General features: G+C 56.4%; 23 protein-coding genes. 4 read left to right on the top strand and 19 right to left on the bottom strand.

Going from position 1 to position 25,290, the window contains the following annotated elements:
* Positions 1-205: 205 nt before the first annotated feature.
* The 5 genes from thiL to nrdR all read right to left on the bottom strand — a co-directional run bounded on the left by thiL (position 206) and on the right by nrdR (position 3,811).
* A complete protein-coding gene (gene thiL, locus L977_RS09085; protein ID WP_014882760.1) occupies positions 206-1,177 on the bottom strand; it encodes a thiamine-phosphate kinase in 972 nt (323 codons plus the stop codon).
* Positions 1,178-1,254: 77 nt separating this feature from the next.
* Entirely contained in the window at positions 1,255-1,674 is a 420-nt protein-coding gene (gene nusB, locus L977_RS09080; RefSeq protein WP_014882759.1) for a transcription antitermination factor NusB, read from the bottom strand.
* Between the two features lie 21 nt (positions 1,675-1,695).
* Positions 1,696-2,166, bottom strand: coding sequence for a 6,7-dimethyl-8-ribityllumazine synthase (gene ribH / locus L977_RS09075; protein ID WP_014882758.1), 471 nt, complete (start codon positions 2,164-2,166; stop codon positions 1,696-1,698).
* 87 nt (positions 2,167-2,253) lie between these two features.
* Positions 2,254-3,357: a bifunctional diaminohydroxyphosphoribosylaminopyrimidine deaminase/5-amino-6-(5-phosphoribosylamino)uracil reductase RibD gene (gene ribD / locus L977_RS09070; protein WP_047625621.1), complete on the bottom strand. Its 1,104-nt coding sequence runs from the start codon at positions 3,355-3,357 to the stop codon at positions 2,254-2,256.
* Between the two features lie 4 nt (positions 3,358-3,361).
* The gene (gene nrdR / locus L977_RS09065) at positions 3,362-3,811 is read right to left on the bottom strand and encodes a transcriptional regulator NrdR (protein WP_008503337.1); all 450 of its coding nucleotides are present in this window, start codon (positions 3,809-3,811) and stop codon (positions 3,362-3,364) included.
* A 152-nt stretch (positions 3,812-3,963) separates the two neighbouring features.
* Between nrdR and L977_RS09060 the strand changes: the two genes are divergently transcribed.
* Both L977_RS09060 and L977_RS09055 read left to right on the top strand, forming a co-directional pair.
* On the top strand, positions 3,964-4,503 hold the full coding sequence (locus L977_RS09060; protein WP_045269310.1) for a DUF3251 domain-containing protein: 540 nt from the start codon (positions 3,964-3,966) through the stop codon (positions 4,501-4,503).
* Positions 4,504-4,773: 270 nt separating this feature from the next.
* Positions 4,774-5,658: a nucleoside-specific channel-forming protein Tsx gene (locus tag L977_RS09055; protein WP_014882755.1), complete on the top strand. Its 885-nt coding sequence runs from the start codon at positions 4,774-4,776 to the stop codon at positions 5,656-5,658.
* A gap of 154 nt (positions 5,659-5,812) precedes the next feature.
* Here the strand turns inward: L977_RS09055 and L977_RS09050 are convergent, their stop codons facing one another.
* The 7 genes from L977_RS09050 to queA form a co-directional block, all read right to left on the bottom strand.
* Positions 5,813-6,493 carry a helix-turn-helix transcriptional regulator gene (locus L977_RS09050; protein WP_014882754.1) on the bottom strand — a complete coding sequence of 227 codons (681 nt, stop codon included), beginning with the start codon at positions 6,491-6,493 and terminating at the stop codon, positions 5,813-5,815.
* 14 nt (positions 6,494-6,507) lie between these two features.
* Positions 6,508-6,873 carry a VOC family protein gene (locus L977_RS09045; protein ID WP_014882753.1) on the bottom strand — a complete coding sequence of 122 codons (366 nt, stop codon included), beginning with the start codon at positions 6,871-6,873 and terminating at the stop codon, positions 6,508-6,510.
* 143 nt (positions 6,874-7,016) lie between these two features.
* Positions 7,017-7,988 carry a protein translocase subunit SecF gene (gene secF, locus L977_RS09040; RefSeq protein WP_014882752.1) on the bottom strand — a complete coding sequence of 324 codons (972 nt, stop codon included), beginning with the start codon at positions 7,986-7,988 and terminating at the stop codon, positions 7,017-7,019.
* Positions 7,989-7,998: 10 nt separating this feature from the next.
* Positions 7,999-9,846 carry a protein translocase subunit SecD gene (gene secD, locus L977_RS09035; RefSeq protein ID WP_072001283.1) on the bottom strand — a complete coding sequence of 616 codons (1,848 nt, stop codon included), beginning with the start codon at positions 9,844-9,846 and terminating at the stop codon, positions 7,999-8,001.
* A 27-nt stretch (positions 9,847-9,873) separates the two neighbouring features.
* Positions 9,874-10,206, bottom strand: coding sequence for a preprotein translocase subunit YajC (gene yajC / locus L977_RS09030; protein ID WP_000007630.1), 333 nt, complete (start codon positions 10,204-10,206; stop codon positions 9,874-9,876).
* 22 nt (positions 10,207-10,228) lie between these two features.
* On the bottom strand, positions 10,229-11,356 hold the full coding sequence (tgt, locus tag L977_RS09025; RefSeq protein ID WP_003859110.1) for a tRNA guanosine(34) transglycosylase Tgt: 1,128 nt from the start codon (positions 11,354-11,356) through the stop codon (positions 10,229-10,231).
* Positions 11,357-11,409: 53 nt separating this feature from the next.
* Positions 11,410-12,480 carry a tRNA preQ1(34) S-adenosylmethionine ribosyltransferase-isomerase QueA gene (gene queA, locus L977_RS09020; RefSeq protein WP_014882750.1) on the bottom strand — a complete coding sequence of 357 codons (1,071 nt, stop codon included), beginning with the start codon at positions 12,478-12,480 and terminating at the stop codon, positions 11,410-11,412.
* Between the two features lie 92 nt (positions 12,481-12,572).
* Between queA and acpH the strand changes: the two genes are divergently transcribed.
* Entirely contained in the window at positions 12,573-13,154 is a 582-nt protein-coding gene (acpH, locus tag L977_RS09015) for an ACP phosphodiesterase (protein WP_014882749.1), read from the top strand.
* 126 nt (positions 13,155-13,280) lie between these two features.
* Positions 13,281-13,883 (top strand): peroxiredoxin, encoded by a 603-nt coding sequence (locus L977_RS09010; RefSeq protein ID WP_008503347.1) that lies wholly within the window; start codon positions 13,281-13,283, stop codon positions 13,881-13,883.
* Positions 13,884-13,926: 43 nt separating this feature from the next.
* Here L977_RS09010 and L977_RS09005 read toward each other — a convergent pair whose 3' ends face one another.
* The 7 genes from L977_RS09005 to phoB form a co-directional block, all read right to left on the bottom strand.
* Positions 13,927-15,312 (bottom strand): DUF3999 family protein, encoded by a 1,386-nt coding sequence (locus L977_RS09005; RefSeq protein ID WP_032637357.1) that lies wholly within the window; start codon positions 15,310-15,312, stop codon positions 13,927-13,929.
* Positions 15,309-17,930: a DUF2339 domain-containing protein gene (locus tag L977_RS09000; protein WP_047625620.1), complete on the bottom strand. Its 2,622-nt coding sequence runs from the start codon at positions 17,928-17,930 to the stop codon at positions 15,309-15,311. Before L977_RS09000 ends, L977_RS09005 begins: the two co-directional genes overlap by 4 nt.
* Before the next feature lie 89 nt (positions 17,931-18,019).
* Positions 18,020-19,837 (bottom strand): maltodextrin glucosidase, encoded by a 1,818-nt coding sequence (gene malZ / locus L977_RS08995; RefSeq protein ID WP_047625619.1) that lies wholly within the window; start codon positions 19,835-19,837, stop codon positions 18,020-18,022.
* A gap of 156 nt (positions 19,838-19,993) precedes the next feature.
* Positions 19,994-21,367, bottom strand: coding sequence for a proline-specific permease ProY (gene proY, locus L977_RS08990; RefSeq protein WP_047625618.1), 1,374 nt, complete (start codon positions 21,365-21,367; stop codon positions 19,994-19,996).
* An 80-nt stretch (positions 21,368-21,447) separates the two neighbouring features.
* The gene (brnQ, locus tag L977_RS08985; protein ID WP_014882744.1) at positions 21,448-22,767 is read right to left on the bottom strand and encodes a branched-chain amino acid transporter carrier protein BrnQ; all 1,320 of its coding nucleotides are present in this window, start codon (positions 22,765-22,767) and stop codon (positions 21,448-21,450) included.
* Between the two features lie 409 nt (positions 22,768-23,176).
* Positions 23,177-24,472: a phosphate regulon sensor histidine kinase PhoR gene (gene phoR / locus L977_RS08980; RefSeq protein WP_014882743.1), complete on the bottom strand. Its 1,296-nt coding sequence runs from the start codon at positions 24,470-24,472 to the stop codon at positions 23,177-23,179.
* Between the two features lie 21 nt (positions 24,473-24,493).
* Positions 24,494-25,183: a phosphate response regulator transcription factor PhoB gene (gene phoB, locus L977_RS08975; RefSeq protein ID WP_008503265.1), complete on the bottom strand. Its 690-nt coding sequence runs from the start codon at positions 25,181-25,183 to the stop codon at positions 24,494-24,496.
* Positions 25,184-25,290: the final 107 nt, after the last annotated feature.

The raw sequence follows: 25,290 nt of genomic DNA, 5'->3' as shown, positions 1-25,290 counted from the left end.
TGTAAAGCCCGCCCTCTCGGCGCATCCATGCGCCTCGCCCCGGCCTTACGGAAACGCCTCAGCGATTTACAGCCGGACCAGAGCATCGCTGAAAGCCTTACATCGTTCTTAAATAACCTTATTGCTGCTTAAAAATGGGAGAGGGAACGAAATCCGTAGGCCGGGTAAGGCGGAGCCGCCACCCGGCAATACAGAGCGCACAAAATTAACCGAAGTGATCGTACCCTTTCCAGTCGAGCGTGACCGGGGCACCGTCCTGCACAAACTTCAGCCCTTCGCTCTCCGGCATGATCTGCCCGATGCAGGTAAATTTCGCGCCGAGATGCGCTAACGCCACATCCAGCGTGCCACGGTTCAGCTCAGGTACCGTGAAGCACAGTTCGTAATCCTCACCACCGGAAAGCGCCCAGCGCAGGGCCTGCTCAGGCTCCACGTGGCGAAGCAGTTGCTCTGATAGCGGGAACAGATCCAGGTCGATGCGCGCGCCCACGCCGCTGGCCTTCAGAATATGGCCAAGATCGGAGATCAGCCCGTCGGAGAGATCGATAGCCGAGCTTGCCCGTTCCCGTAGCGCCTGCCCATGCAGAATACGCGGGGTGGGTCGCAGATGGCGTTTCACCAGATACGCCGCGTCGTCCGCATCCTTCACGGTCAAGCGATCCTGAAGAATAGCCAGCCCCGCAGCGCTGTCTCCCGGTGTACCGGTCACGTAGATCCAGTCACCTGGTTTTGCGCCCGAGCGTTTGAGCGCCCGACCGAGGGGCACATAGCCATGGATCGCCAGCGTCATCGACAGCGGCCCGGCAGTAGTATCACCGCCAATCAGCTGCATATCGTAGTAGTTCAGCTGTTCAAACAGCGCATCGCTAAAGGCTTCAAGCCAGGTTTCATCGACCTCGGGCAGCGTCAGGGCCAGCGTTAGCCATGCCGGATCGGCACCCATCGCGGCCAGATCGCTGACGTTGACCGCCAGCGCTTTATACGCCAGATCGGCAGGATCGATATCGGGTAAAAAATGACGTCCGCACACTAAGGTGTCGGTGCTGATTGCCAGCGTCTGTTTTTCGGGAATATTGAGAAGTGCACAGTCATCGCCAATGCCGGTTTCAACATCAAGACGAGAGGTTCTGACACGGTCGAAATAACGGGCAATCAGGGAGAATTCGCCGCATGCCATACGTTATGCCTCAGCAAATAAAAGAAAAAACCGGAGCCGCACTGCCCGTCAGGCAATGCAGGACTCCGGTTTGCGGATCACTTTTTGTGGGGACGGATCGCAGGTGCAGCTTTATCAAGAACGCCGTTAACAAATTTGTGGCTGTCTTCAGCGCCGAAGGTTTTTGCCAGTTCGATCGCTTCGTTGATGGCCACTTTGTACGGCACATCATCACGTTTAGACAGCTCAAACAGCGCGATACGCAACACTGCTTTTTCCACCTGACCCAGCTCTTCGAGCAGACGGGACAGGTATGGCTTCATCAGACCATCGAGATACGCGCTATTAGTCGCCACTCCCGACAGCAGTTCACGGAAGTACAGAACATCGACGTCTTTCACGTCCTGTTCTGACAGGAACTGGTACTCAACATCGGCGATGTCGTTGTGGGACAACTGCCAGGAGTAAAGTGCCTGAACGGCACATTCACGGGCGCGGCGACGAGCAGCAGGTTTCACGGAATTCCCCTTACAAAAAAATCAGGCCTTGATGGCTTTCAATACATTGATCATTTCAAGCGCGGTCAGTGCAGCTTCTGCACCTTTGTTACCGGCTTTGGTGCCAGCACGTTCGATGGCTTGTTCAATACTTTCGGTGGTCAGCACGCCGAACGCGACAGGAATTTCAGCATCCTGCGCAACGTGTGCCAGACCATTGCTTGCACCGCCCGCAACGTATTCGAAGTGCGCAGTGCCGCCACGAATAACAGTACCCAGCGCGATCACCGCGTCGTATTTACCTGTTTTCGCCAGCGCGCCCGCTGCCAGTGGCAGCTCGTAAGCGCCTGGAACCCAAACAACGGTAATGTTCTCATCTTTCACCTGACCGATACGTTTCAGGGCGTCAATCGCACCTTCCAGCAGGCTGTCGTTGATGAAGTTGTTGAAACGCGCAATGGTGATGGCGACGCGAGCGTCCGGGGTAGCTACAGCAGCTTCAATAATGTTCATACTCTTCCTTTACGGGTTCATTTGGCCCCGCAGGGGGGCGGATTTTATCATAATACTTTGCGCACTGCTTCCCTATTTCAGGAGCAATTACGCTGTCGTTAAATGGAGGCAGACATCCGGGCCTACAGGACGAATCTCGCTGAATGTGAGTTGCGGTGCGTCGGCCAGTTTTTCAAGGCCGGGCAGCACAAACAGGCCGCGCGCGCCGTGGCCTAACAGTTTAGGCGCAACGTATACAATCAGTTCATCCACCAGCCCGGCCTGCAACAGCGCACCCGCGAGCGTGGGTCCCGCTTCTACCCAGATGCTGTTCACCTGCTGCTTGCCGAGCAGCATCATCAGCACCACTAAGTCGAGGCGACCGTTGTGCTCAGGTACCATAATGCTACGCACGCCCTCTGGCCATTCGCGCGTATCTTCTTTGGTACGGGCAATCCAGGTTTCACCCGGCTGCTGCACGATGCGATGTTCCGGCGTTATGCGGTTCTGGCTATCAATGACAATACGCAGCGGCTGACGCAGGTTCTCCTGCGGGTAAAGCGCCTGAGTATCGGCATTCAGTTCGTCCCAGCGCACGGTCATAGCCGGATCGTCAGCCAGAACGGTTTCACTGCTGGTGAGGATAGCATGGCTTTGCGCGCGAAGACGTTGCACATCGCGCCTTGCCTGGGGCGAGGTGATCCACTGGCTTTCACCGTTTGCCATCGCCGTACGACCGTCCAGCGAGGCGCCCAGCTTAAGCTGGATATACGGGAACCCGGTGCGCATGCGCTTCAGAAAGCCTTTGTTGATCGCTTCGGCGTCCTGCATCATCAGCCCATGACCGACGTCAATGCCTTCCTGCTGCAGGCGATACAGACCGCGTCCGGCTACCTGCGGATTCGGATCCTGCATCGATGCCACCACGCGGGATACCCCCGCAGCAATCAGCGCGTCGCAGCACGGTGGGGTACGCCCGTGGTGGCTGCAGGGCTCCAGCGTCACGTAGGCGGTGGCACCGCGTGCCTTCTCGCCTGCCATCCGCAACGCATGGACCTCGGCGTGCGGCTCGCCGGCACGATAGTGGAACCCCTCCCCCACGATCTCGCCATCTTTAACGATCACGCACCCGACGTTCGGATTGGGATGGGTAGTAAAACGCCCGCGCTGCGCCAGCTTCATGGCTCGCGCCATGTAAATCTCATCCTGCATGAGCTTAATCCTGTAAGCGGGCGATCTCTTCGCCAAACTCTTTGATATCTTCGAAACTGCGGTAGACAGAGGCGAAGCGGATATAGGCGACCTTATCGAGCTTTTTCAGCTGCTCCATCACCAGGTTGCCGATCATCTTGCTTGGCACCTCGCGCTCGCCCAGACCACGAAGATAAGATTTTATGTGGTTTAACGCCATTTCGACGTCATCTGCGCTGACGGGACGTTTTTCCAGGGCCTTCAGCATCCCGCTACGCAGCTTCTCTTCGTTAAACGGCTCGCGCACATCGTTACTTTTCACCACGCGCGGCATTACCAGCTCAGCAACCTCAAAGGTCGTAAAACGCTCGTTGCACACCAGACACTGCCGACGACGGCGTACGGATGACCCTTCGCCTACAAGACGCGAGTCGATGACTTTGGTATCCACAGCGGAGCAGAATGGGCAATGCATACGGTATCCCTGTTATCCGGTTAACTGAGTTTCATTTTACCCTGATCTGGCCTGACAACAAAGGAAGAGCTTTTTGAGACAAAGGATCTATGTCTGACGGTACGTTGCTGGCTACCATTAGGGAGATCCGTTATTTCAAGGAAATAAACGCTATGACAAGACGTTACCTGAGAATTTTACTGGTGGGGAGCCTCTTCACCCTCAGTGCCTGTGCACAGCAAACCGAAGTCCGTCAGATGAAACAGAGTGTTAATACACTTAATACGGCGATGGACAAACTGAACAAAGAAACGGTGAAGATCACCCAGCAAAACGCGCTGAACGCCAAATCCAGCAGCGGGGTATACCTGCTGCCTGGCGCGAACACACCTGCGCGGCTGAATAGCCAGATTGGCACGCTGAAAATGTCGCTGGTCAATGTGGCAGCGAATGCAGATGGTACGCGCGCAACATTGCGCATTCAGGGAGAATCCAACGATCCGCTGCCCGCTTTTAGCGGCACCGTTGAGTGGGGACAGATCCAGGGCACGACGGACAATTACCAGGAAGTGAACGTGAAGAACCAGCTCTTCACCGCCCCGGCCAGCGTTTTAGCGCCCAGTGATGTGGATATTCCGCTGCAGTTAAGCGGCCTTACGCCAGAACAGTTAGGCTTTATCCGCATTCACGACATCCAACCCGCCGCGCAGTAACCCCTTCCTTCTGAGCGGAGTGAAATGTCACTCCGCTAACATTTACATTTCGTATGGATTGGCAACATAAATGATTGCCGCTACAATCCCGGCCGTTTAAAGTACGCAAACGTGAACGCAATCGATTACGCGTGTGAGAGATATGTGAAACAACACATATTTTTGTGAGCAAGGATTCCTATAATAGGCTCCGCAGAAACACGAAATATTTAGAAACGCAATTCGCGCATTTTTCACTCCCGGAAGGGAATTTCAATCAGTGGCATGATTATGAAAAAAACATTACTCGCAGCTGGCGCCGTGCTGGCACTGTCCTCCTCTTTCACTGTTAACGCAGCGGAAAACGACAAACCACAATATCTCTCCGACTGGTGGCACCAGAGCGTTAACGTGGTTGGTAGCTATCACACCCGTTTCGGACCACAGATCCGCAACGACACCTACCTGGAATACGAAGCATTTGCCAAGAAAGACTGGTTTGATTTCTACGGCTACATGGATGCTCCGGTCTTCTTCGGCGGTAACACCGATGCAAAAGGTATCTGGAACCACGGTTCTCCGCTGTTTATGGAAATCGAACCACGCTTCTCTATCGACAAGCTGACCGGTACCGATCTGAGCTTTGGTCCGTTCAAAGAGTGGTACTTCGCAAACAACTACATCTACGATATGGGCCGCAACAAGTCCGGTCGTCAGAGCACCTGGTACATGGGTCTGGGTACGGACATCGATACTGGCCTGCCAATGAGCCTGTCCCTGAACGTTTATGCTAAGTACCAGTGGCAGAACTACGGTGCGGCAAACGAAAACGAGTGGGACGGCTACCGTTTCAAAGTGAAATACTTTGTGCCAATCACCCAGCTGTGGGGCGGCAACCTGAGCTATATCGGCTTCACCAACTTTGACTGGGGTTCAGACCTGGGCGATAACGACTTCCGCGATCTGAACGGTAAGAAAGCACGCACCAATGATTCTATCGCGTCCAGCCACATCCTGGCGCTGAACTACGATCACTGGCACTATTCCGTGGTTGCGCGTTACTGGCACAACGGTGGTCAGTGGAACGACGATGCCAGCCTGAACTTCGGCAACGGCGATTTCAGCGTGCGTTCTACCGGTTGGGGTGGTTACCTGGTCGTGGGTTACAACTTCTAACCCGTGCGGGACTGTGCGGGACTGTGCGGGCTGATGCCCTCACCCTGCCCCTCTCCCACAGGGAGAGGGAACAAATACTAAAAACGGCAACATACGTTGCCGTTTTGCTTTTACCTCGCCGCCGGGCAAAAAAGCCAGCTCAAGAGCTGGCTTTTTATTGCTTAACCTTGCGCAAAAAATCCGCCAGAGACCTGTCCGCACTTTCGCTAAACCGTCTCTCCGTCTGCACGATATTGAGACATCTGTCGAGCCGGAAACAGCGATAGTCATCGCGCCGTTCACACCACGCCGCCAGCAGCCAACGCTCTCCCCAGAAGAACAAGCCCAGCGGCTGAACCTCACGCTTTGAAAGCTGCCCGGCTTCATCACGGTAATGCAACGCCAGCACATGCTGGGCGGAAATTGCCTGATGAATCATGTCAAAATCGCTGCGGGAGTGGCTTTGCATGCAGAAATCCGGGGCATAAATCCGTGTCTGCTCCGCCTTTCGACGACTCTCCTCAGGCAGGATCGCCAGCACTTTCTCCTGGGCCGACTCCAGCTCGCGCGACAGCGATTCTCCTCCCCAGGTCTTGAGCAGGCGAATTGCGACGATCAGCGCCTCAGACTCCTTATTTGTCAGCATCAGAGGCGGCAGATCAAAACCCGACATCAGCCGGTATCCGCTTCCCGCTTCGCCTTCCACCGGCACGCCGGAAAGCGACAGATCGCGGATATCGCGGTAGACCGTGCGCTCGGAGACGCCAAGCCTGTCCGCCAGATGCGCTGCCGTCGTCAGACGCCTGCCCCGCAGGATCTGTACAATCTGAAACAAACGGTCAGCGCGTCGGGTCATATCGTATTACGCTCTCAGGCAGGTTGATGGAGGCCGACGCGGTTACCTTCGCTGTCGATAAACAAAGCAATGGTGCCAATACCATCCGGCAGTTCCAGCGGGCCAAACACGCACTCGCCGCCCGCGGAGGCAATGCGATCGAGCGTAGCCGTCAGGTTATCCGTATGCAGATAGATAATAGCGCCCTGCTGCGACGGCGAAACGCCCTCAAATTTTGCCAGCGCGCCGCCGGTGGCCGGATCGTCATGCGGGAATACCGCGAGCTCTGCCATGTCCATTTTCTCACGTCTCAGCTGGACCTGCATGACTGGCTCATAAAATTTGATGGCGCGATCCATATCTACCACGGGAATTTCAAACCAGTTAATCACACTTTTCATACATCCTCCTGACTGTTTGTTTGGGTTCGAAAAGAGTCTACGACAGGGCTCCTGACAGCATACTGTCAGGAGTGTTTGTCAGGAGCAGATAAAAAAAATCCCGGTCAACCGACCGGGATTTCGATAACACGCTATTCGACGCCTTACGGCAGAATGGACGGCTGATCCGCCCCTTCTTTCTCAACCTTCTGCTGGAGCAGGTGCTCGCGCTTCATGCCGAGTTTCAGTGCCAGTGCGGATGCGACGTAGATAGACGACGCCGTACCGATGGAGACACCAATCAGCATGGTCAGCGAGAAGCCTTCCAGTACCGGGCCACCGAACAGGAACAGCATCAGGATCACCATCAAAGTGGTACCGGAGGTGATCAGGGTACGGTGCAGCGTCTGGGTCAACGACACGTTAAAGATTTCGTACGGCGTACCGCGACGGATCTTACGGAAGTTTTCACGGATACGGTCAGATACCACGATACTGTCGTTCAGTGAGTAACCGATAACGGACATCAGGGATGCCACGATGGTCAGGTCAACCTCAATGTGGAACAGCGACAGAACCCCCATGGTGATCACCACGTCGTGCGCAAGGGCGATAACCACCCCGGCCGCCAGTCGCCACTCGAAGCGGAAACCGACGTACACCAGGATGGAGATCAGCGCCACCAGCAGCGCCATTGCACCGGTCTGAGCCAGGTCCGCACCCACGCTCGGGCCGACAAACTCAATACGCTTGACCGCCGCGTTCTGGCTGGTTGTTTCGTTAATCACGTTAACAACCTTACTGCCCAGCTCCTGGCTGCCGTTAGCATCGTGTACCGGCGGCATACGCACCATGATGTCACGGCTGCTGCCGAAGTTCTGCAGCAGCGGCTCTTCAAAGCCCGCTTTCTGCAGAGACAGACGCATCTGGTCCATATCGACCGGTTTTTCCAGGGAGATCTCGATAACCGTACCACCGGTGAAATCCAGACCCCAGTTAAAGCCTTTCACGCCCATAACGACGATGGACAGAATCAGCAGTAAACCTGAAATGCCGAAGGCCCAGTAGTCCCAGCGCATAAAGTCCCAGACTTTACGGCCATGGTTCAATTGTTCAACAGTATATTCCTGTGCCACAACGCACTCCTCAGATAGACAGCTTTTTGACGCGCTTGCCGCCGTACAGCAGGTTCACGATGGCACGGGTGCCGACAATAGCGGTAAACATTGACGTTGCGACACCGATACCGGTAGTAATCGCAAAGCCTTTGATCGCGCCAGTACCCACTGCATACAGGATAAGAACCTTAATCAGTGTTGTTACGTTCGCATCGAAAATAGAGCTGAACGCGCCTTTATAACCTTCGTCAATCGCCTGCTGAACAGAGCGACCGTTGCTCAACTCTTCTTTGATACGTTCGTTAATCAGTACGTTGGCGTCGACCGCCACCGCAAGGGTCAGAACGATACCCGCAATCCCCGGCATGGTCAGCGTCGCCCCTGGCAGCAGGGACATAATGCCGATGATCAGCACCAGGTTGGCGACCAGCGCACTGGTCGCAATCAGACCAAACTTCTTATAGAAGAAGATCATGAAGAGGATAGAGACCACCAGACCGGCCAGACACGCTTCCAGACCCTGTTGGATGTTCTGCATCCCCAGCGTTGGACCAATGGTACGTTCTTCAACAATCTGAATTGGCGCAATCAGCGCACCGGCACGCAGCAGCAGAGAGAGCTGACGCGCTTCGTTCGGGTTGCTAATACCGGTAATACGGAAGCTGTTACCCAGACGAGACTGGATATTGGCGATGTTAATCACCTCTTCCTCTTTCACCAGCACTGCACGACCGTTGGCATCTTTCTTACCGCTGTCTTTGTACTCCACGAACAAGGTGGCCATCGGTTTACCGATGTTGTCCTTGGTGAAGTTAGACATGATGTTACCACCCGCGCTATCCAGCGAGATGTTAACCTGCGGCTGGTTGTATTCGTCCTGGCTGGAAGTGGAGTCGGTAATATGGTCACCGGTCAGAATGACGCGTTTGTACAGCACAACGGGCTGACCTTCGCGGGTCTGTTTCACTTCGGAGTCACCCGGAATACGGCCTGCTGCGGCAGCGGACTGATCGACGTTAGCGTTAACCAGACGGAATTCCAGCGTTGCGGTCGCACCCAGAATCTCTTTCGCACGCGCAGTGTCCTGAATACCCGGCAGTTCAACCACGATACGGTCCGCACCCTGACGCTGTACCAGCGGCTCAGCCACGCCCAGTTGGTTTACACGGTTACGCAGAATGTTGATGTTCTGCTGAACGGCATATTCACGCGCTTCTTTCAGACGCGCATCGGTCATCACCGCGCGCAGCTGGTTGCTGCCCTGAGAGGTGATGACCAGGTCACGGTGACGTTGGGTCAGGTAATCTACAGCCTGATCGCGCGCCGCACTGTCGCGGAACGTGATGCTCATGCCGTAGTTATCTTCTTTACGCACGGTAGTGTAAGGGATGCCTTTGTCGCGCAGATCGCTGCGCAGGCTGTCGATATTCTGTTCCTGCAGCTTGCCGAGCGCGGTATCCATATCCACTTCCATCAGGAAGTGAACACCACCACGCAGGTCAAGACCCAGTTTCATCGGCTCTGCGTTCAGCGCAGCCAGCCAACGCGGGGTTGCAGGAGCAAGGTTAAGCGCCACGACATATTTGTCACCCAGCACGCCCATCAGCGCTTCGCGAGCGCGGAGCTGCGTGTCGGTGGTGTCGAAGCGAGCAAGAATTGCACCCTCTTCCAGAGCCACAGACTTAGCGGTAATTTTTTCTTCTTGTAACGTTTTCTGGACCTGGATCAGCGTTTGCTCACTGGCGGCGACACCGCGCGCGCCAGTGATTTGAACGGCCGGATCCTCACCATACAGGTTGGGAAGCGCGTACAGCAGGCCGACGAGAATCACGACGACCAGCATGATGTACTTCCACAAAGGATAACGGTTTAACACGGCAGTTCCCTTTGGGAAAAGTTGGGATTACAGCGCCTTCATGGTGCCTTTCGGCAGAACGGCAGCTACGAAGTCACGTTTGATAACCACTTCAGTGGTGTCGTTCAGGGCGATTGCAATGTAGCCACTTTCAGCCACTTTGGTTACGCGACCGACCAGACCACCGTTGGTCAGCACTTCATCGCCTTTCGCGATGGAGTCCATCAGCTTTTTGTGCTCTTTGGTACGCTTCTGCTGTGGGCGGAGGATCATGAAGTAGAAGATCAGACCGAACACAACCAGCATCAGGATCAGAGACATAGGGCTGCCCTGCGCCGGAGCACCTGTTGCCGCTACCGCATCAGAAATAAAAAAGCTCATTCAAATTCCCTCATTATTAAAATTAATCAACGTTCAACGGTGGAACATCCCGCCCCTGACGTTGGTAGAAATCGGTCACGAAGCTCTCTAATTTACCCTCTTCGATAGCCTTACGTAAACCAGCCATTAAGCGCTGATAATAACGAAGATTATGAATGGTATTGAGACGCGCGCCCAAAATCTCGTTGCAACGATCGAGATGATGCAGATACGCGCGGGAATAATTGCGACAGGTATAGCAATCGCACTCGGAATCGAGCGGGCTGGTGTCACTCTTATGCTTCGCGTTACGGATTTTCACCACGCCGTCAGTCACGAACAGATGACCGTTACGTGCGTTACGGGTTGGCATGACGCAGTCGAACATATCGATGCCGCGACGTACGCCTTCCACCAGATCTTCTGGTTTACCCACACCCATCAGGTATCGTGGTTTATCCGCCGGGATTTGCGGGCAGACATGCTCCAGAATGCGGTGCATATCTTCCTTCGGCTCACCCACAGCCAAACCGCCGACAGCGTAGCCATCAAAACCTATCTCTACCAGACCTTTAACGGAGATATCGCGTAAATCTTCGTAAACGCTGCCCTGGATAATGCCGAACAGCGCATTTTTGTTCTGCAGGGAGTCAAAACGGTCGCGGCTACGCTTCGCCCAACGCAGAGACATCTCCATAGAGCGTTTCGCGTAGTCCCAGTCAGCCGGGTATGGCGTACATTCGTCGAAGATCATCACGATGTCAGAACCGAGATCGTACTGAATCTCCATCGACTTTTCTGGATCGAGGAAAATCGGATCGCCGTTGATCGGGTTACGGAAGTGAACGCCCTGCTCGGTGATCTTGCGGATATCCCCCAGGCTGAAGACCTGGAAACCGCCGGAATCGGTCAGGATTGGGCCTTTCCACTGCATGAAGTCGTGCAGGTCACCGTGCAGCTTCATGATCTCCTGACCCGGGCGCAGCCACAGGTGGAAGGTGTTACCGAGGATAATCTGTGCGCCAGTGGCTTCAACTTCTTCCGGCGTCATCCCTTTTACGGTGCCGTACGTACCCACAGGCATAAATGCGGGGGTTTCCACCACGCCGCGATCAAACACCAGACGACCGCGACGCGCGCGGCCATCGGTGGTATCGAGTTCAAATTTCATTTTTTCTCCGACGTCAGAAAAACAGTCCAACGTTGTCATACGGTGCCGCGGACTTATTCCCCGACACGCTCATTCAAAGCCTGCGGATTGTACGTGATAAACATCGCGTCCCCGTAGCTAAAAAAGCGATATTTTTGTTCTACCGCAGACTTGTAAGCATTCATCGTATGCTGATAACCCGCAAACGCGGAAACCAGCATAATCAGCGTCGATTCAGGCAGATGGAAATTGGTCACCAGCGCATCAATGACTTTGTACTGGTAGCCCGGGTAGATAAAGATCTGCGTATCGCCAAAGAACGGCTCGATGAGACCCGTTTTCGCGGCCTGTGCAGCGCTCTCCAGCGAACGGACTGAAGTCGTGCCTACCGCAACCACGCGGTTTCCGCGCGCTTTCGCCGCCAGCACCGCGTCCACCACCTCCTGAGGCACTTCGGCATACTCAGAGTGCATGATGTGGTCTTCAATGCTGTCTACGCGCACCGGCTGGAACGTACCCGCGCCGACGTGCAGCGTCACGAACGCCATCTCAACGCCCTTCGCGCGCAGTTTTTCCAGCAGCGGTTCATCAAAGTGCAGTCCTGCCGTCGGCGCCGCGACCGCGCCAGGTTTCTGGCTGTAGACGGTCTGGTACAGCTCGCGATCGGCCTCTTCGTCCGGGCGTTCAATATACGGCGGCAGCGGCATATGGCCGATGGCGTTAAGGATATCGAGGACCGTGCGCTCGTCCTGGAATTCCACCTCAAACAGCGCGTCGTGACGCGCGGTCATGGTCGCTTTAATGCTCTCGTCATCGCCCAGCAGCAGTTCTGCGCCCGGCTTCGGCGCTTTAGAGGCGCGAATATGTGCCAGAATACGTTTATCATCGAGCATACGTTCGACCAGCACTTCAATCTTGCCGCCGCTGGCCTTACGGCCAAACAGACGCGCCGGGATCACGCGGGTGTTGTTAAAGACCAGCAGATCGCCAGGGTTGAGCTTGTCGAGCAAATCGGTGAAAGTACCGTGCGTCAGCTCGCCCGTTGGCCCATCCAGCGACAGTAAGCGACAGCTGCTACGCTCAGGCATGGGATAGTGAGCAATCAGGGATTCAGGTAGTTCAAAGGAGAAATCGGCGACGCGCATGACGTATACTCGTGACTTAAAAACAGGCGGCATAGTCTAGTGCTCACACCCTTTTGCTGCAACAATTAGCCGCCCCCGGACAAATAAAACGCATGAATTTTCTCGCTCACCTGCATCTCGCTCACCTCGCTGACAGCTCCCTTTCCGGCAATTTGCTGGCCGATTTCGTGCGCGGCAACCCTGCAGAAGACTATTCCCCTGAGGTTGTCGACGGCATCTTTATGCACCGCCGCATTGATGTCATCACCGATAACCTGCCCGAGGTTACGGAAGCCAAAGCGTGGTTCCGCCCTGAGACTCGCCGCGTTGCGCCGATCACGCTGGATGTGATGTGGGACCATTTCCTGTCTCGCCACTGGGAACAGCTCTCCCCGTCGCTACCGTTGCCAGAGTTTGTGCGCTACGCCCATGCACAGGTGTCGGTCATTTTGCCCGACTCACCGCCGCGCTTTGTCAATCTGAACAATTATTTGTGGTCAGAACGCTGGCTGGAGCGCTATGGTGAGATGGCTTTTATCCAGAACGTCCTGAATGGCATGGCCAGCCGCCGGCCGCGTCTGGATGCGCTGCGTGACTCCTGGTATGACCTGGATGCACACTATGACGCGCTGGAGACGCAATTCTGGCAGTTCTATCCGCGCATGATGGCGCAAGCGAAAAACAAACAGCTGTGACAGATTTACATTGATAGGTAAAAGCTGGCGGAACGATTGTCACCACCTCTTTGTCTTATCCATGAACACTCTCTATAATGGCTCGCGTTGCGTTCCAAATAACCTTAGTATCTACAGGAGAATCATATGGTTCTGGTAACTCGTCCGGCTCCGGATTTTACAGCTGCAGCAGTTCTGGGCAACGGTGAAATCGTTGAAAACTTCAACTTCAAACAGCACACCAACGGTAAAGCGACCGTTCTGTTCTTCTGGCCAATGGACTTCACCTTCGTTTGCCCGTCTGAGCTGATCGCCTTCGACAAACGTTATGAAGAATTCCAGAAGCGTGGCGTGGAAGTGGTTGGCGTCTCCTTCGACTCTGAATTTGTACACAACGCATGGCGTAACACCCCTGTCGACAAAGGCGGCATCGGTGCGGTGAAATACGCAATGGTTGCGGACATCAAACGCGAAATCCAGCAGGCTTACGGTATCGAACATCCGGACGCTGGCGTTGCACTGCGCGGTTCTTTCCTGATCGACGCAAACGGCATCGTTCGTCACCAGGTTGTTAACGATCTGCCGCTGGGTCGTAACATCGACGAAATGCTGCGCATGGTTGACGCGCTGCAGTTCCACGAAGAGCACGGCGAAGTGTGCCCGGCTCAGTGGGAAAAAGGTAAAGAAGGTATGGCTGCTTCCCCAGACGGCGTAGCAAAATACCTGTCTGAGAACGTATCCAGCCTGTAATCGGCACGGTTTACGAAGAAGGCCCGCACATGCGGGCCTTTTTTTATGCTTTACGCTGCGTCTCTCGCCAGATGCGCCAGGCCATGAGCGCCAGCAGGATCACGCCCACAATCAGCACGCTCCACACCAGCAGCGCGTTCATCCGGCTCTCCTGCTCGCCCGCAGAAGTGGCGGTTAAACGCGCCTCACCGCCCAACGCGACATCATCCACAATATCGGCCTGCGGCAGATTCGCCATATCATAGGTTTTGCGCAGGTCGGCGGGGATCAGCATGTCAGGTTCCAGGTTTGCTGGTTTTGCCGCCCCGTTTCCCCAGGCGAGCACGTACGGTGCTTTCCCCTGCGCGTTAAACACCAGATCAACGCGGTCGCGATGCCCTATGACGTTCGGAAGGTATTCAGGCAGACGCGCATTCAGCGTCGTGATTTTTACCGCCTGGACCCGCTCTCCGTTAAGCGAAACCGGCGCAGACGTTTTGCCCTCCAGGCGGTAAAGAACCTCTTTTCTCAGGGGGTGCCATGTGTCTTTTTCCGTACTTCGCCACGCAATCTCCACGGGCAGAACGCCGTCGCCATTCAGCAAGAAGCTGACCGTGCTCAATGGTTGCGGGTGCGCCCAGTGCCACTGCGCTTCGCTTGTCGATAGCTGTTCCCCTTCCCCCTCCAGGTCGATCGCTTCCGGAGCCATCTGCGCAGGGGCGCTAATCGCGTTTACGCCGGTCAAGGTCATGCCCTGGCTCTGCGCATTCAGCACCACCATGAGATAGCGATTCGCATCAGGAGATAAAACCGTATCGGTATCGATCCGATCGAGCTTAAGGCGATCCTGGCCACTGACGACGTCCAGCAAGGGCATATCCTCGCGTAGGGTATACCAGCGCTTCAAATCCTCGCTGTAATAGACCGATGCCGTTCCCTGCCATGACGTCTGAGGGGGATTCCAGAGCAGCTGCAGCTGGGATATAGCCATCTCACCCGTCGCCTGCTCTGGCAAGGTCAGCAGATAATGTTGCCCGGCCACGGCAGCTTTCTGCCCTTCGAGCACAATCTCAACGCCATTTCCGGAATGGAGCAGGATCTTATTGCTCTCACCGGCATCTGGCGCAGCGGCAAGCGGTGAGGCGTCCAGAGGAAAAAGACGCAGCGCCGTGGATTGCGCCACCACCTGCGGGCGCGTCGCGGTGACCAGGCTGAAGGGAACCGGCTCACCCGACTGATTAAAGACGCGGACATCGTCCAGATTCGGCGAGGTGCTCTGTTCATAGACGGCGAGCGGCAGCAATACCCGATACCACTGGGAAGGAACCGACGTTTCCAGTGAACGACCAAAGGCATAATCCCGCGGCGATTCCGTTTGTATCTCGTCGCAGAACGCCATGCCCGATAGCGCCAGCAGCGTGGTACAGACTACCGCTTTCATCCATTTCATTTTTCATCTCCAGTTTTAGGCGGTAGTGGCGAGAAATACCCCACGATCAGGACCAGTATCGCCACGCCGATAAACGCCACGGCACGGGACAGGCCGCCTCCGCCTGCGCTGTCCACCAGCATCAGTTTAACCATCACGACCCCCAGCAAGGCGGCCCCGCAGAGCCACTCCTGGCGGGAGGCCCGGCGGGTAGCATGGACCATGACCACCAGCGCGATCAGCATCCAGAACAGGGCAAACGTGGTCTGAATAAGCCGCGAATCCCACAGCGACGCCATATTCCAGGCCACATCCCCATACCAGGCCAGAGCGCGCATCAGCGCCCCGTTAAGCCACCAGAAGCCAAACGCCATGATAGCAACGGCAGGCCACGGGCGAGCCTGAGCAAGCAACGCGGGATAGTAGCGATCCACTGCCCGATAAAAGACCACCAGCCCAAGCAGCGCGAATGCCGCGCCTTCCTCAAGCGGGTTCACCAGCGGCAGCCAGGTTTGCCGGTAAACGACGCCGTCCTGGAAATTGGTCACGACCAGCAGCACCAGCAGCGCCACGACGACAGGGATCGGCGCCAGGCAGGTATAGAGCGCAGGCCACTCCCCGAACGGCCACGCGCGGCGACGCACCGCCGCGGAAAGCGCCAGAATCACGCCGCCCCCAGCCGCCATCGCCAGTCCACTGCCCCACGCCGCCATGCCCCACGGTAGCGCGCGAGCAAACCAGTAAAGCTCAGCCGCCAGCGCCAGTAAAATCATCCAGCAAAGCGTCAGGTGCAGCCCCATCGCGATGCGCGGCAGCAGTCTTTCACCGTCACGTCGCAGCAGCATCAATGCGGCAGGAAGTGCAATGCACCAGGCCAGATTTGACCAGCCAGCGGCAACGATCTGCTGATGCAAAAGCTGGTAAACAACCATCACCAGCATCAGTGGCCACAGCAGCCATTTGCTGGCATCCAGCTCCCGCCACGCCAGACGAGCGGCAGCCTGGCGCCAGCCCCAGACCGAGACGGCCGAGAGCGCCAGCACGCCTGCCAGAACAGGTAATTCTTGTTTCAGCACCCGTTGCGAGGCACCCAATAGCGCCACGATCCAGAACAACAGGCCGCCTGCCAACAACGCCCAACTGACCGGCAGAATACTTTTGCGCCATAGCCACGCCGCAGCCAGCCAGCAAAGGCTGAGGATGGCGAAGATAAGGAACAGGCTCAGCGACGTCACGCCGTCCATTTGCGCCCACAGCGCGCTGCCGAGTGCCAGCACCAGCAGCGCCGTCCCGCTATAGCTCATACGACGCTGGTTCTGCTGCATGCCCAGCCAGAGGATACCCAGCCCCTCCAGCGCCCAGGCCATCGCCGTCCAGCGCGCCGAGAGTGCCAGCGGAATGGCGAGCGTAGCGAACCCGCCGCCGATGGCCAGCGCCGCCATGACCAGTGGTCGTCCGATGGACGGATAGCGCCGCAGCGCGAGGAACGCAAGGGTAAGATAAAATGCCCCATATCCGAGCGCGCTCAGCGCCGGGCCATATTCCCAGTGCCGGGTCATGCCGTACTGCATCCCGAAGCCAATCAGCGGCGGAGCAAACAGCAGTACGCCGTCAATAATCTGTTTCCCTTTTTCCTGCGCCCGCAGCGACAGCGCCACGCACAGCACGCCGAATATCAGCGTATTGGCAATCAGGAACAGCTGGCACACCCAATAGTGTTCAGGCTGATAGTCGCTCAGCCCCCAGAGGCCACCCACGCCAAACGTAAAAAGCAGACCGAGCAGATTGAGCTCGCGCCAGTGCTGCCAGATGCTGATGGCGAGAATACCGATGGAAAGCAGGAGATAGAAAGAGAACAGCGCCACAAAGTTGCCGCCTCCGGTAGACAGGAGCAGCGGTGCCAGATACCCGCCGAGGCTCGCCAGCATGGCCAGGCTCAAGGCCTTCTGCAGCACGGCCAGCCCGACGCTCGCGGCGCAAATCGCTACCAGCAGCGCAAAAGCCAGCGTCATCGGCAACATTTGCCAGAGCCGGAAGGCACCAAAGACCGTCAGGTAAAGAATGCCCGTCGCCCCACCCTGTAAGATAAGCGCATAAACCGGCTGCTTATGCCGCAGTCGCCAGCCAATCGCCAGCAGAACGATGGCAAACAGCGCCGTCGCCACCAGGCGCAGCTCAAGCGGGAACAGGGAATGTTCGACGGTATAGCGCAGCAGGAAAGAGAGACCGAGGAAAAGCAGCAGGATCCCCAGCTTCGCCAGCGGATTTCCCTGCATAAACCAGCGCACCAGCGACGTCAGTATGCCGCCAAAGACGGATGGCTGTTTTGCCGCAGGGGCAGGAGCGGAAACGGGAGCGGGTTCAGCCCTGGGCACGCTGGCGTCCGGACGCCAGGGGTCGACAGGTGCGGGAGTGTGCTCCACCACTGGCGCGGTCACAACCACCGGCGCGGCGGTCTGCGCCGTCTCCGGCGCTATCTCAGCGGCACCACGCTGCTCAAGCGCTTCAATGCGCTGGCGAAGCCTGGCGATCTCCTGCCGCGCCGCCGTGCTCCGATTAAAGCCAATAACCGCAAGCACGGGCGCAACCACCAGCGCAAAAACCAGTAACAAACAGCCAAGGATGTAGAGCTCGTCCATGTTTCCACCTTCACCGTAAACTATTCGTTAAGATTGACACAAATCGTTGCATTTGCGCCATCTTAAAGGTGGAAACATTTACCGTCGCGTTAGCTACCGACCCAGATCGTCGCGGATATCGCCGGCAGCGCCAGCACGCCGTCCTGAATCGTCGCCTTGCCCTCTTTATTCTTCCACGTAGCCACCTTCAACAGCGGGGAATCATCCAGCACCACTTCACAAGCCTCGCCCCGGTTGATAGCCACCAGCACGCGCTGCTGGTTATAGACGCGGACAAAGACCACCACGTTATCGTGGGCGTACACCACCTGGCAGCCGCCGTAGCGCAGGGCTAGACTCTGTTTACGCAGCTTCGCCAGCCGCTGATAGAGGCTGAACAGCACCTTGTCCTGTTTTTCTGGCGCCCACGGGAAGGTTTTGCGACAGAACGGATCGTTGTTGCCGTCCAGTCCCACTTCGTCTCCGTAGTAGATACACGGTACGCCCGGCCAGGTGAAGAGCCAGGTGACCGCCAGCGGCAGACGCGCCACATCCTTGCCGAGCAGGGATTTAAAGCGTGCGGTATCGTGACTATCAAGCTGGTTAAACATCCTCAGCTGCTGCTGATGAGACAGCCCGGCGCGGTAGTTATCCATCCACGCTGCGCAGGTTTCGGCGTCAATGTGGTTCGGATCGTAGGAGATATCGGTATTCGCCAGGAAACCCCATAGCGGGAAGGTAAAACCGCGATAGTTCATCGCCGCATCTTCGGCATCGTTTTGCAGCCACTGGCGCGCGTCGCCAAAGTGTTCGCCAAACACGAACGCTTCAGGCCGGGCCGCTTTTGCCGAGCGCGTGATCCCACCGACGTGCTGCAGGTTATTTCGCGCCCCACCCGCTTCACCCAGCATATGTACGACGTCCAGACGCCAGCCGTCCATATTCCACGGGGCGTTCAGCCAGTGGCGTACGATGCTGTCTTCGCCGCCGTAAATCTCATTAACCAGCGTTGATGACTGGAAATCCAGCTTCGGCAGACTGGGGTAGCCCAGCCAGTCCAGGGCACGCCCCTCCTCATTAAAGCTGTACCAGTCACGCTGCGGCGAGTCCGGGTTATGGCATGCTCCGCCCATCGACTGGTTATGACGGTCAAACCAGGCGTGCGAATCTCCGCTGTGGTTAAACACGCCGTCCAGAATCAGGCGCATGCCTTCCTTAAGGGTGTTCTCTCGCAGGCGCAGCAGTGCCTCGTCCCCGCCAAACTGCGCGTCAACGTGGCGATAATCCTGTGTATCGTATTTATGTACGCTCGGGGCTTTAAACACCGGGTTGAGGTACAGCGCCGTCACGCCCAGTTTTTTCAGGTACGGCAGCTTTTCGCTGATGCCGTCGAGATCGCCGCCGTAAAACGTCGAGCCGCCCGCATGCGCCGTCACCGGCTCATCCCATTTTTTCAGGATAATGTCGTGGCCCGCCGCGTGGTGGTGATAGACCTTATCCTGGTCGGCAGTGCGTTTTTCGCTACGCGCAAAGCGATCCGGGAAAATCTGGTAAAAGACCTGATCGTTAACCCACTGCGGTCCGCTATCCGGATAATCAACGGCAAACTGTTCCAGCCGTGCGGGCGGGAACCGGCTAAACCCCTGCGGGGTAAACCACAGCTGACGATGGTTCCACAGCAGCTTGAAGCTATAACGGCGGCGCGGCTGCCCGCTACGCAAATCGATATTCGCCCGCCAGGCGGTGATCCCCGGCTGCGGCTGGCTGCGCAGCTTGTGCATTTTCAGCCCGGTCTCTTCATTATCAATTTCGGCGCGGAGCGTCACGCGTTCAGGCTGATTTTCCCCCGCCAGCCAGAGCGTAATCACAAGGTTGTCTTTGTTTTGCTTAACAAATGGGGCAACCGGAAGGTGCCAGGCATTTAACATCACGAATCCCCTTTGATGAAATTGACGTCACCTTGCCACAGGGTGGTTAAGGATAGCTCACCATGACGTGATTTATTGGGGGAGGAGGACGGGGGAGGAGGGATCAGTGCGGCCTGATGCCCTCACCCTCTCCCAAAGGGAGAGGGAATAAAAAAATTACTGCTCTTCTGCCAGTTGGCGATCGCGGCGGCATTTAAATACCCAGCCAACCAGCAGCAGGACGATCCACGCACAGCCCACGTAGAGGGAAATACGGGTATCCGGATGGTAGCCAATCAGGCCAATGATAAACACCAGGAAGATCAGCCCGACGACGGTTGTTGCAACGCCACCCGGGACTTTAAACTTCAGCGCTTTCGCCTCTTCCGGCGACAGTCGACGGCGGAACGCAATCTGCGACAGCAGGATCATGATCCACACCCACACGGTCGCGAAGGTCGCCAGCGACGCAATCACCAGGAAGACGTTCTCCGGCATGATGTAGTTAAGGTAAACCGAGAACAGCAGCGCAACGGTCATGACCACCACCGTCACCCACGGCGTGCCGCGGCGGGAGGTTTTAGCGAACACCTTCGGCGCACTGCCCTGCTCCGCCATGCCGTGTAGCATACGACCCACGCCAAAGACGTCACTGTTGATCGCGGAAAGCGACGCGGTCAGCACCACGAAGTTCAGAATGCTGGCAGCAAACGCAATGCCCATATGCTGGAAGGTCAGCACAAACGGGCTACCGTTGGTACCGACCTGGTTCCACGGGTAGATGGACATAATCACGAACAGCGTGCCCACATAGAACACCAGAATACGCATCGGCACGGAGTTGATGGCACGTGGAATGGATTTCTCAGGGTCTTTCGCTTCCCCGGCGGTGATACCAATAATTTCAATACCGCCGTAGGCGAACATCACCATCTGCAGCGACATCACCATCCCGAGCCAGCCGTTGCTGAAGAAGCCCCCGTTGCTCCAGAGGTTATGGATCCCGGTCGGCTGACCGCCGTTGCCAATCCCCCAGAGGATGATGCCAAAACCGGCCACAATCATGATGATAATGGTGGCGACCTTGAAGAAGGAGAACCAGAACTCAAGTTCGCCGAACACCTTCACGCTCATCAGGTTGACGGCGCAGATGAGCAGCACCACGCTCAGCACCCAGATCCAGTGCGGCACCGTCGGGAACCAGACGCCCATATAGATACCAAACGCCGTCACATCGGCAATGGCCACAATCAAAATTTCAAAGCAGTAGGTCCAGCCAGTGATAAACCCGGCCAGCGGTCCGAGGTTTTCCTGCGCATAGCGCGAGAACGAACTGGCAGAAGGATTGTGAACCGACATCTCTCCGAGGGCGCGCATGATGATATACGCCGCCACGCCGCCAATGATGTAGGCCAGCAGAACGCTTGGACCGGCCATTTTGATGGCATCTGCCGAGCCATAAAAAAGACCGGTACCAATCGCAGAGCCCAGCGCCATAAAGCGGATGTGGCGTGTGCTGAGACCACGTTTAAGTTTGTTAGTGCTTTCCATTAAAATCTTGCCATTCAACACGAAAAAACAAAAAACCACGGGGCCTTAAGCCCCGTGGTTAAACAGTTTGTTGCCGTTGATTAATGGGCGTTAGATGCAACCTGGCGCCCTGCAGCACGGTCCCAGATAATCGCCAGAACCAGTGCAACAACGGTAGGCATCAGCCAGGCCAGGCCCTGCTCGGACAGCGGCAGACGCTGTGTCCAGGCGGGCAGAATCGCGGCGAACGCTGATGCTTTAATCCCGTCAAGGATACCAAAAATCAGGCTGATAAACATGGCTGGCGCAATAATTCGTGAGGAGTTATTCCACCACGGACGGGTGAAGCTCAGCACCACCAGCACGATGCACGGCGGATAGATGGCCGTCAGCACCGGAATAGAGACCTGAATCAGGTGGCTCAGACCGAGGTTGGACACCGCCATGGAGAAGATACCGAGGATAAACACCAGGGTGCGGTAAGAGAGCGGCAGATACTGCGCAAAGAACTCAGCACAGGCGCAGGTCAGGCCCACTGCGGTCACCAGACACGCCAGGAAAATCAGCGCCGCCAGCAGCATACTGCCCGCACCACCGAAGGTGTGCTGGACGTAAGCGTGCAGAATAGCCGCACCGTTCGCGTTCTGATCAACCAGCATGGCGCTATCAGAGCCCAGGCGGAACAGCGCCAGATACAGCAGCGTCAGACCCACACCAGCCATCAGGCCAGCCCAGATGGTATAGCGGGTCAGCAGACGCGCTTCGGTCACACCGCGGGAACGCGCGGCGTTAACGATAACAATACCAAACACCATTGCGCCCAGCGTATCCATCGTCAGGTAGCCGTTCACAAAACCGTTAGAGAACGCGGCGTTTTTATAGGCGTCCATTGCGTCGCTGATCGGGCCTGCTGGCCAGATGATAGCGGCCACGGCGAGAACGATCAGGGCGATGATTTTCAGCGGCGCCAGGAAGTTACCCACGGTATCCAGCAGTTTGCCCGGATAGAGGGAGACCAGAATGACAATCGCGAAGTAGACCAGGCTGTAGATAAACAGCGGCATCGGGCCGTCGCCGGTCAGCGGAGCAATCCCCACTTCAAAGGAAACGGTCGCCGTGCGCGGGGTGGCAAACAGCGGGCCCACGGCCAGATAGCAGACGGTGGCCAGCAGAACACCTGCGACTTTGCCAATCGGCGTGCTGAGGCTGTCCACGCCGCCACCGACTTTCGCCAGCGCGACGACGGTCAGTACCGGTAGACCCACGGCAGTAATCAGGAAACCAAACGCAGCGGTCCAGACGTGTTCACCCGCCTGTAAGCCAACCATTGGAGGGAAAATAATGTTGCCTGCGCCAACGAACAGCGCAAATGTCATAAAGCCCAGCGCGATGATGTCACGCGATTTTAAGTGATGGGTCATAAAACCTTACTGCCTGTGGATGTGGTGTTGAAAACATTGAGATTTTCGTTTTCCCTGACGGGACGATACAGCCGAAAAATTGCTCAATTTCAGCGGGAAATGCTCCCGTCCTGGCGTGGAGAAGAATAGTTTTTCGATTTACCACGCAAATACAGTCGGTCTGACAGTATCTGGGGGGCAATTTAAACGCTTATAACGTTTAAAGGCAAGGTGGGATCTCAAAACCAGAACAATATGCCAGCATGAAAATACACGCCAGCACAATACGCTATTTACAGGAAAAACTCATGGCTAATCATGCGAACAAAAAACACCCAGCCGTATATTATTCATCCGCGTTTCGCTTGACTGCAAAGCAAACGGGCCAGCAGACGCTGACCCGTGGAAAGGGAAAATGACACACCTGCCCTCAGGCGGTCTTTTTGGCAATTAATCGTTCCGGAATAACGAAACTGAAGCGGGTTCCTTTCCCCAGCGTACTCTGAATATCAAGTCGGCTTTCGTGGTGATTTACCGCGTGCTTCACAATCGCCAGCCCCAGGCCGCTCCCCCCTGTTTGCCGCGACCGCGCTTTATCCACGCGGTAGAAGCGTTCGGTCAGACGCGGGATATGCTCCGGTGCGATCCCCGGCCCGTTATCTTCCACGCTAAACTCGGCGCCCGTAGGGGTACGGTTCCAGCGCACCATAATATCCGTCCCTTCCGGCGTATGGTTCACCGCGTTGTACACCAGGTTGGATATGGCGCTACGAAGCTCATCCTCACTGCCCAGCACCTTTAGCGTGCTGTCGACCTCGAAGGTCAGGTGATGCTTTTTGTGGCTTAACGTCTGCGCTTCACGCTCCACAACCCGCAGCATCATCGGCACATCTATCGTGTCATTCAGCGCAAGCGTAGGCGCCGCTTCAATCTTCGAGAGCGTCAGCAGCTGCTTCACCAGCCCTTCCATGCGATGCGTTTGCTCGCGCATGGTATGCAGCGCTTTTTCACGCGGCGCACCTTCCAGCGTTTGCTCCTGCATCATCTCCAGATAACCCTGAAGCACGGTCAACGGAGTACGCAGTTCGTGGCTGACGTTCGCAAAGAAATTACGGCGCGCGCCCTCAAGCTGGTGCATTTGGGTGACATCGCGCGCCACCATCAGCCACTGCTTATCGCTGTAAGGCATCACGCGGATTTCCAGATGGCGACCATTGTTGAGCTTCAGATTGTGCGGGCGGGTAAAATCACGCTTTTTCAGATACAGCGTGAATTCGGGATAGCGTAAAAGGTTAAGGATGTTCTGACCGTTATCGTCCGGCCAGCGAAGGCCCAGCAGCTGTTGCGCCAGGCCGTTACACCAGAAGATGGTGCCTTCTTCAGTGGTCAGGATGACCGCATCCGGCAACGACTCCGCCCCGCTGCGAAAACGCTTAATCAGGCTACCCAGCTCGCGACGGCGCTTTTTATTACGCATCTGCATCTGGTGCAGGCCGTACAGCAGGGGCTCCCAGCTGCCGCTGCCCGGCGGTGGGGTCATACTGCGGTCAACCCACAGCCACCAGGAGAGGCGCAGCAGGTTCCAGAAATGCCAGATCAGCAGCCCGGTGACCGACGCCAGCAGAAACCACGGCAGATGTCCGAGAAAGGCCCCAAGAAGGAAGGCCGGAATACAGCATAAGATCAGTTCAAAGACGAGCCTTTTCCATGACAGACGTTCCAGCACGCGTCACACTCCTGTCATTGTTCAGAAACGGGTCGAAAAACGATAACCCGTGCCGCGGACCGTCTGTACCATGCGATCGTGGCCGCTCAGTTCCAGCGCTTTTCGCAGGCGGCGAATATGTACGTCAACCGTCCGGTCTTCGACATACACGTTAGTTCCCCAGACGTTATTCAGCAACTGCTCGCGGCTGTATACGCGTTCCGGGTGAGTCATAAAGAAGTGCAGGAGTTTAAATTCGGTAGGGCCCATATCGAGGGGGTTTTCGCCGGTCATCACGCGGTGCGAGGTAGGGTCAAGGCTGAGTCCCTGCATCTCTATCACCTCTTCCACCGCCATCGGTGAAATACGGCGCATCACGGCTTTAATGCGGGCGACCAGCTCTTTTGGGGAGAACGGTTTAGTGATGTAATCGTCCGCGCCGGTTTCTAGTCCGCGCACGCGATCCTCTTCCTCTCCGCGCGCCGTGAGCATGACAACCGGGATGTCGCGGGTCAGCGCTTCACGCTTCAGATGTTTGATAAACTGCAGTCCGGAGCCGCCAGGCAACATCCAGTCCAGCAGAATCAGATCGGGCCAGGGTTCATTCAGCTGGTTCACTGCGCTGTCATAATCTTCCGCTTCAACCGGCTGGAAGCCATTTTGCTCGAGCACGAAGCACACCATTTCACGAATTGGAGCTTCATCTTCTACGACCAGAATACGTCTCGCCATACTTTGCCCTGTCTTATCTTATTAAGTTACACGTTTGTAATTCGGCGCCATTATGCGTCAGATTTATGACAGATTTATGAAAAACATTACCACGGTAGCGGGCAAAC

It is taken from the genome of Enterobacter sp. ZOR0014 (assembly GCF_000798855.1).
GTDB lineage: Bacteria > Pseudomonadota > Gammaproteobacteria > Enterobacterales > Enterobacteriaceae > Enterobacter > Enterobacter kobei.
The sequence above is the reverse complement of the archived record's forward strand: the minus strand, read 5'-3'. Positions and strand labels throughout refer to the sequence as shown.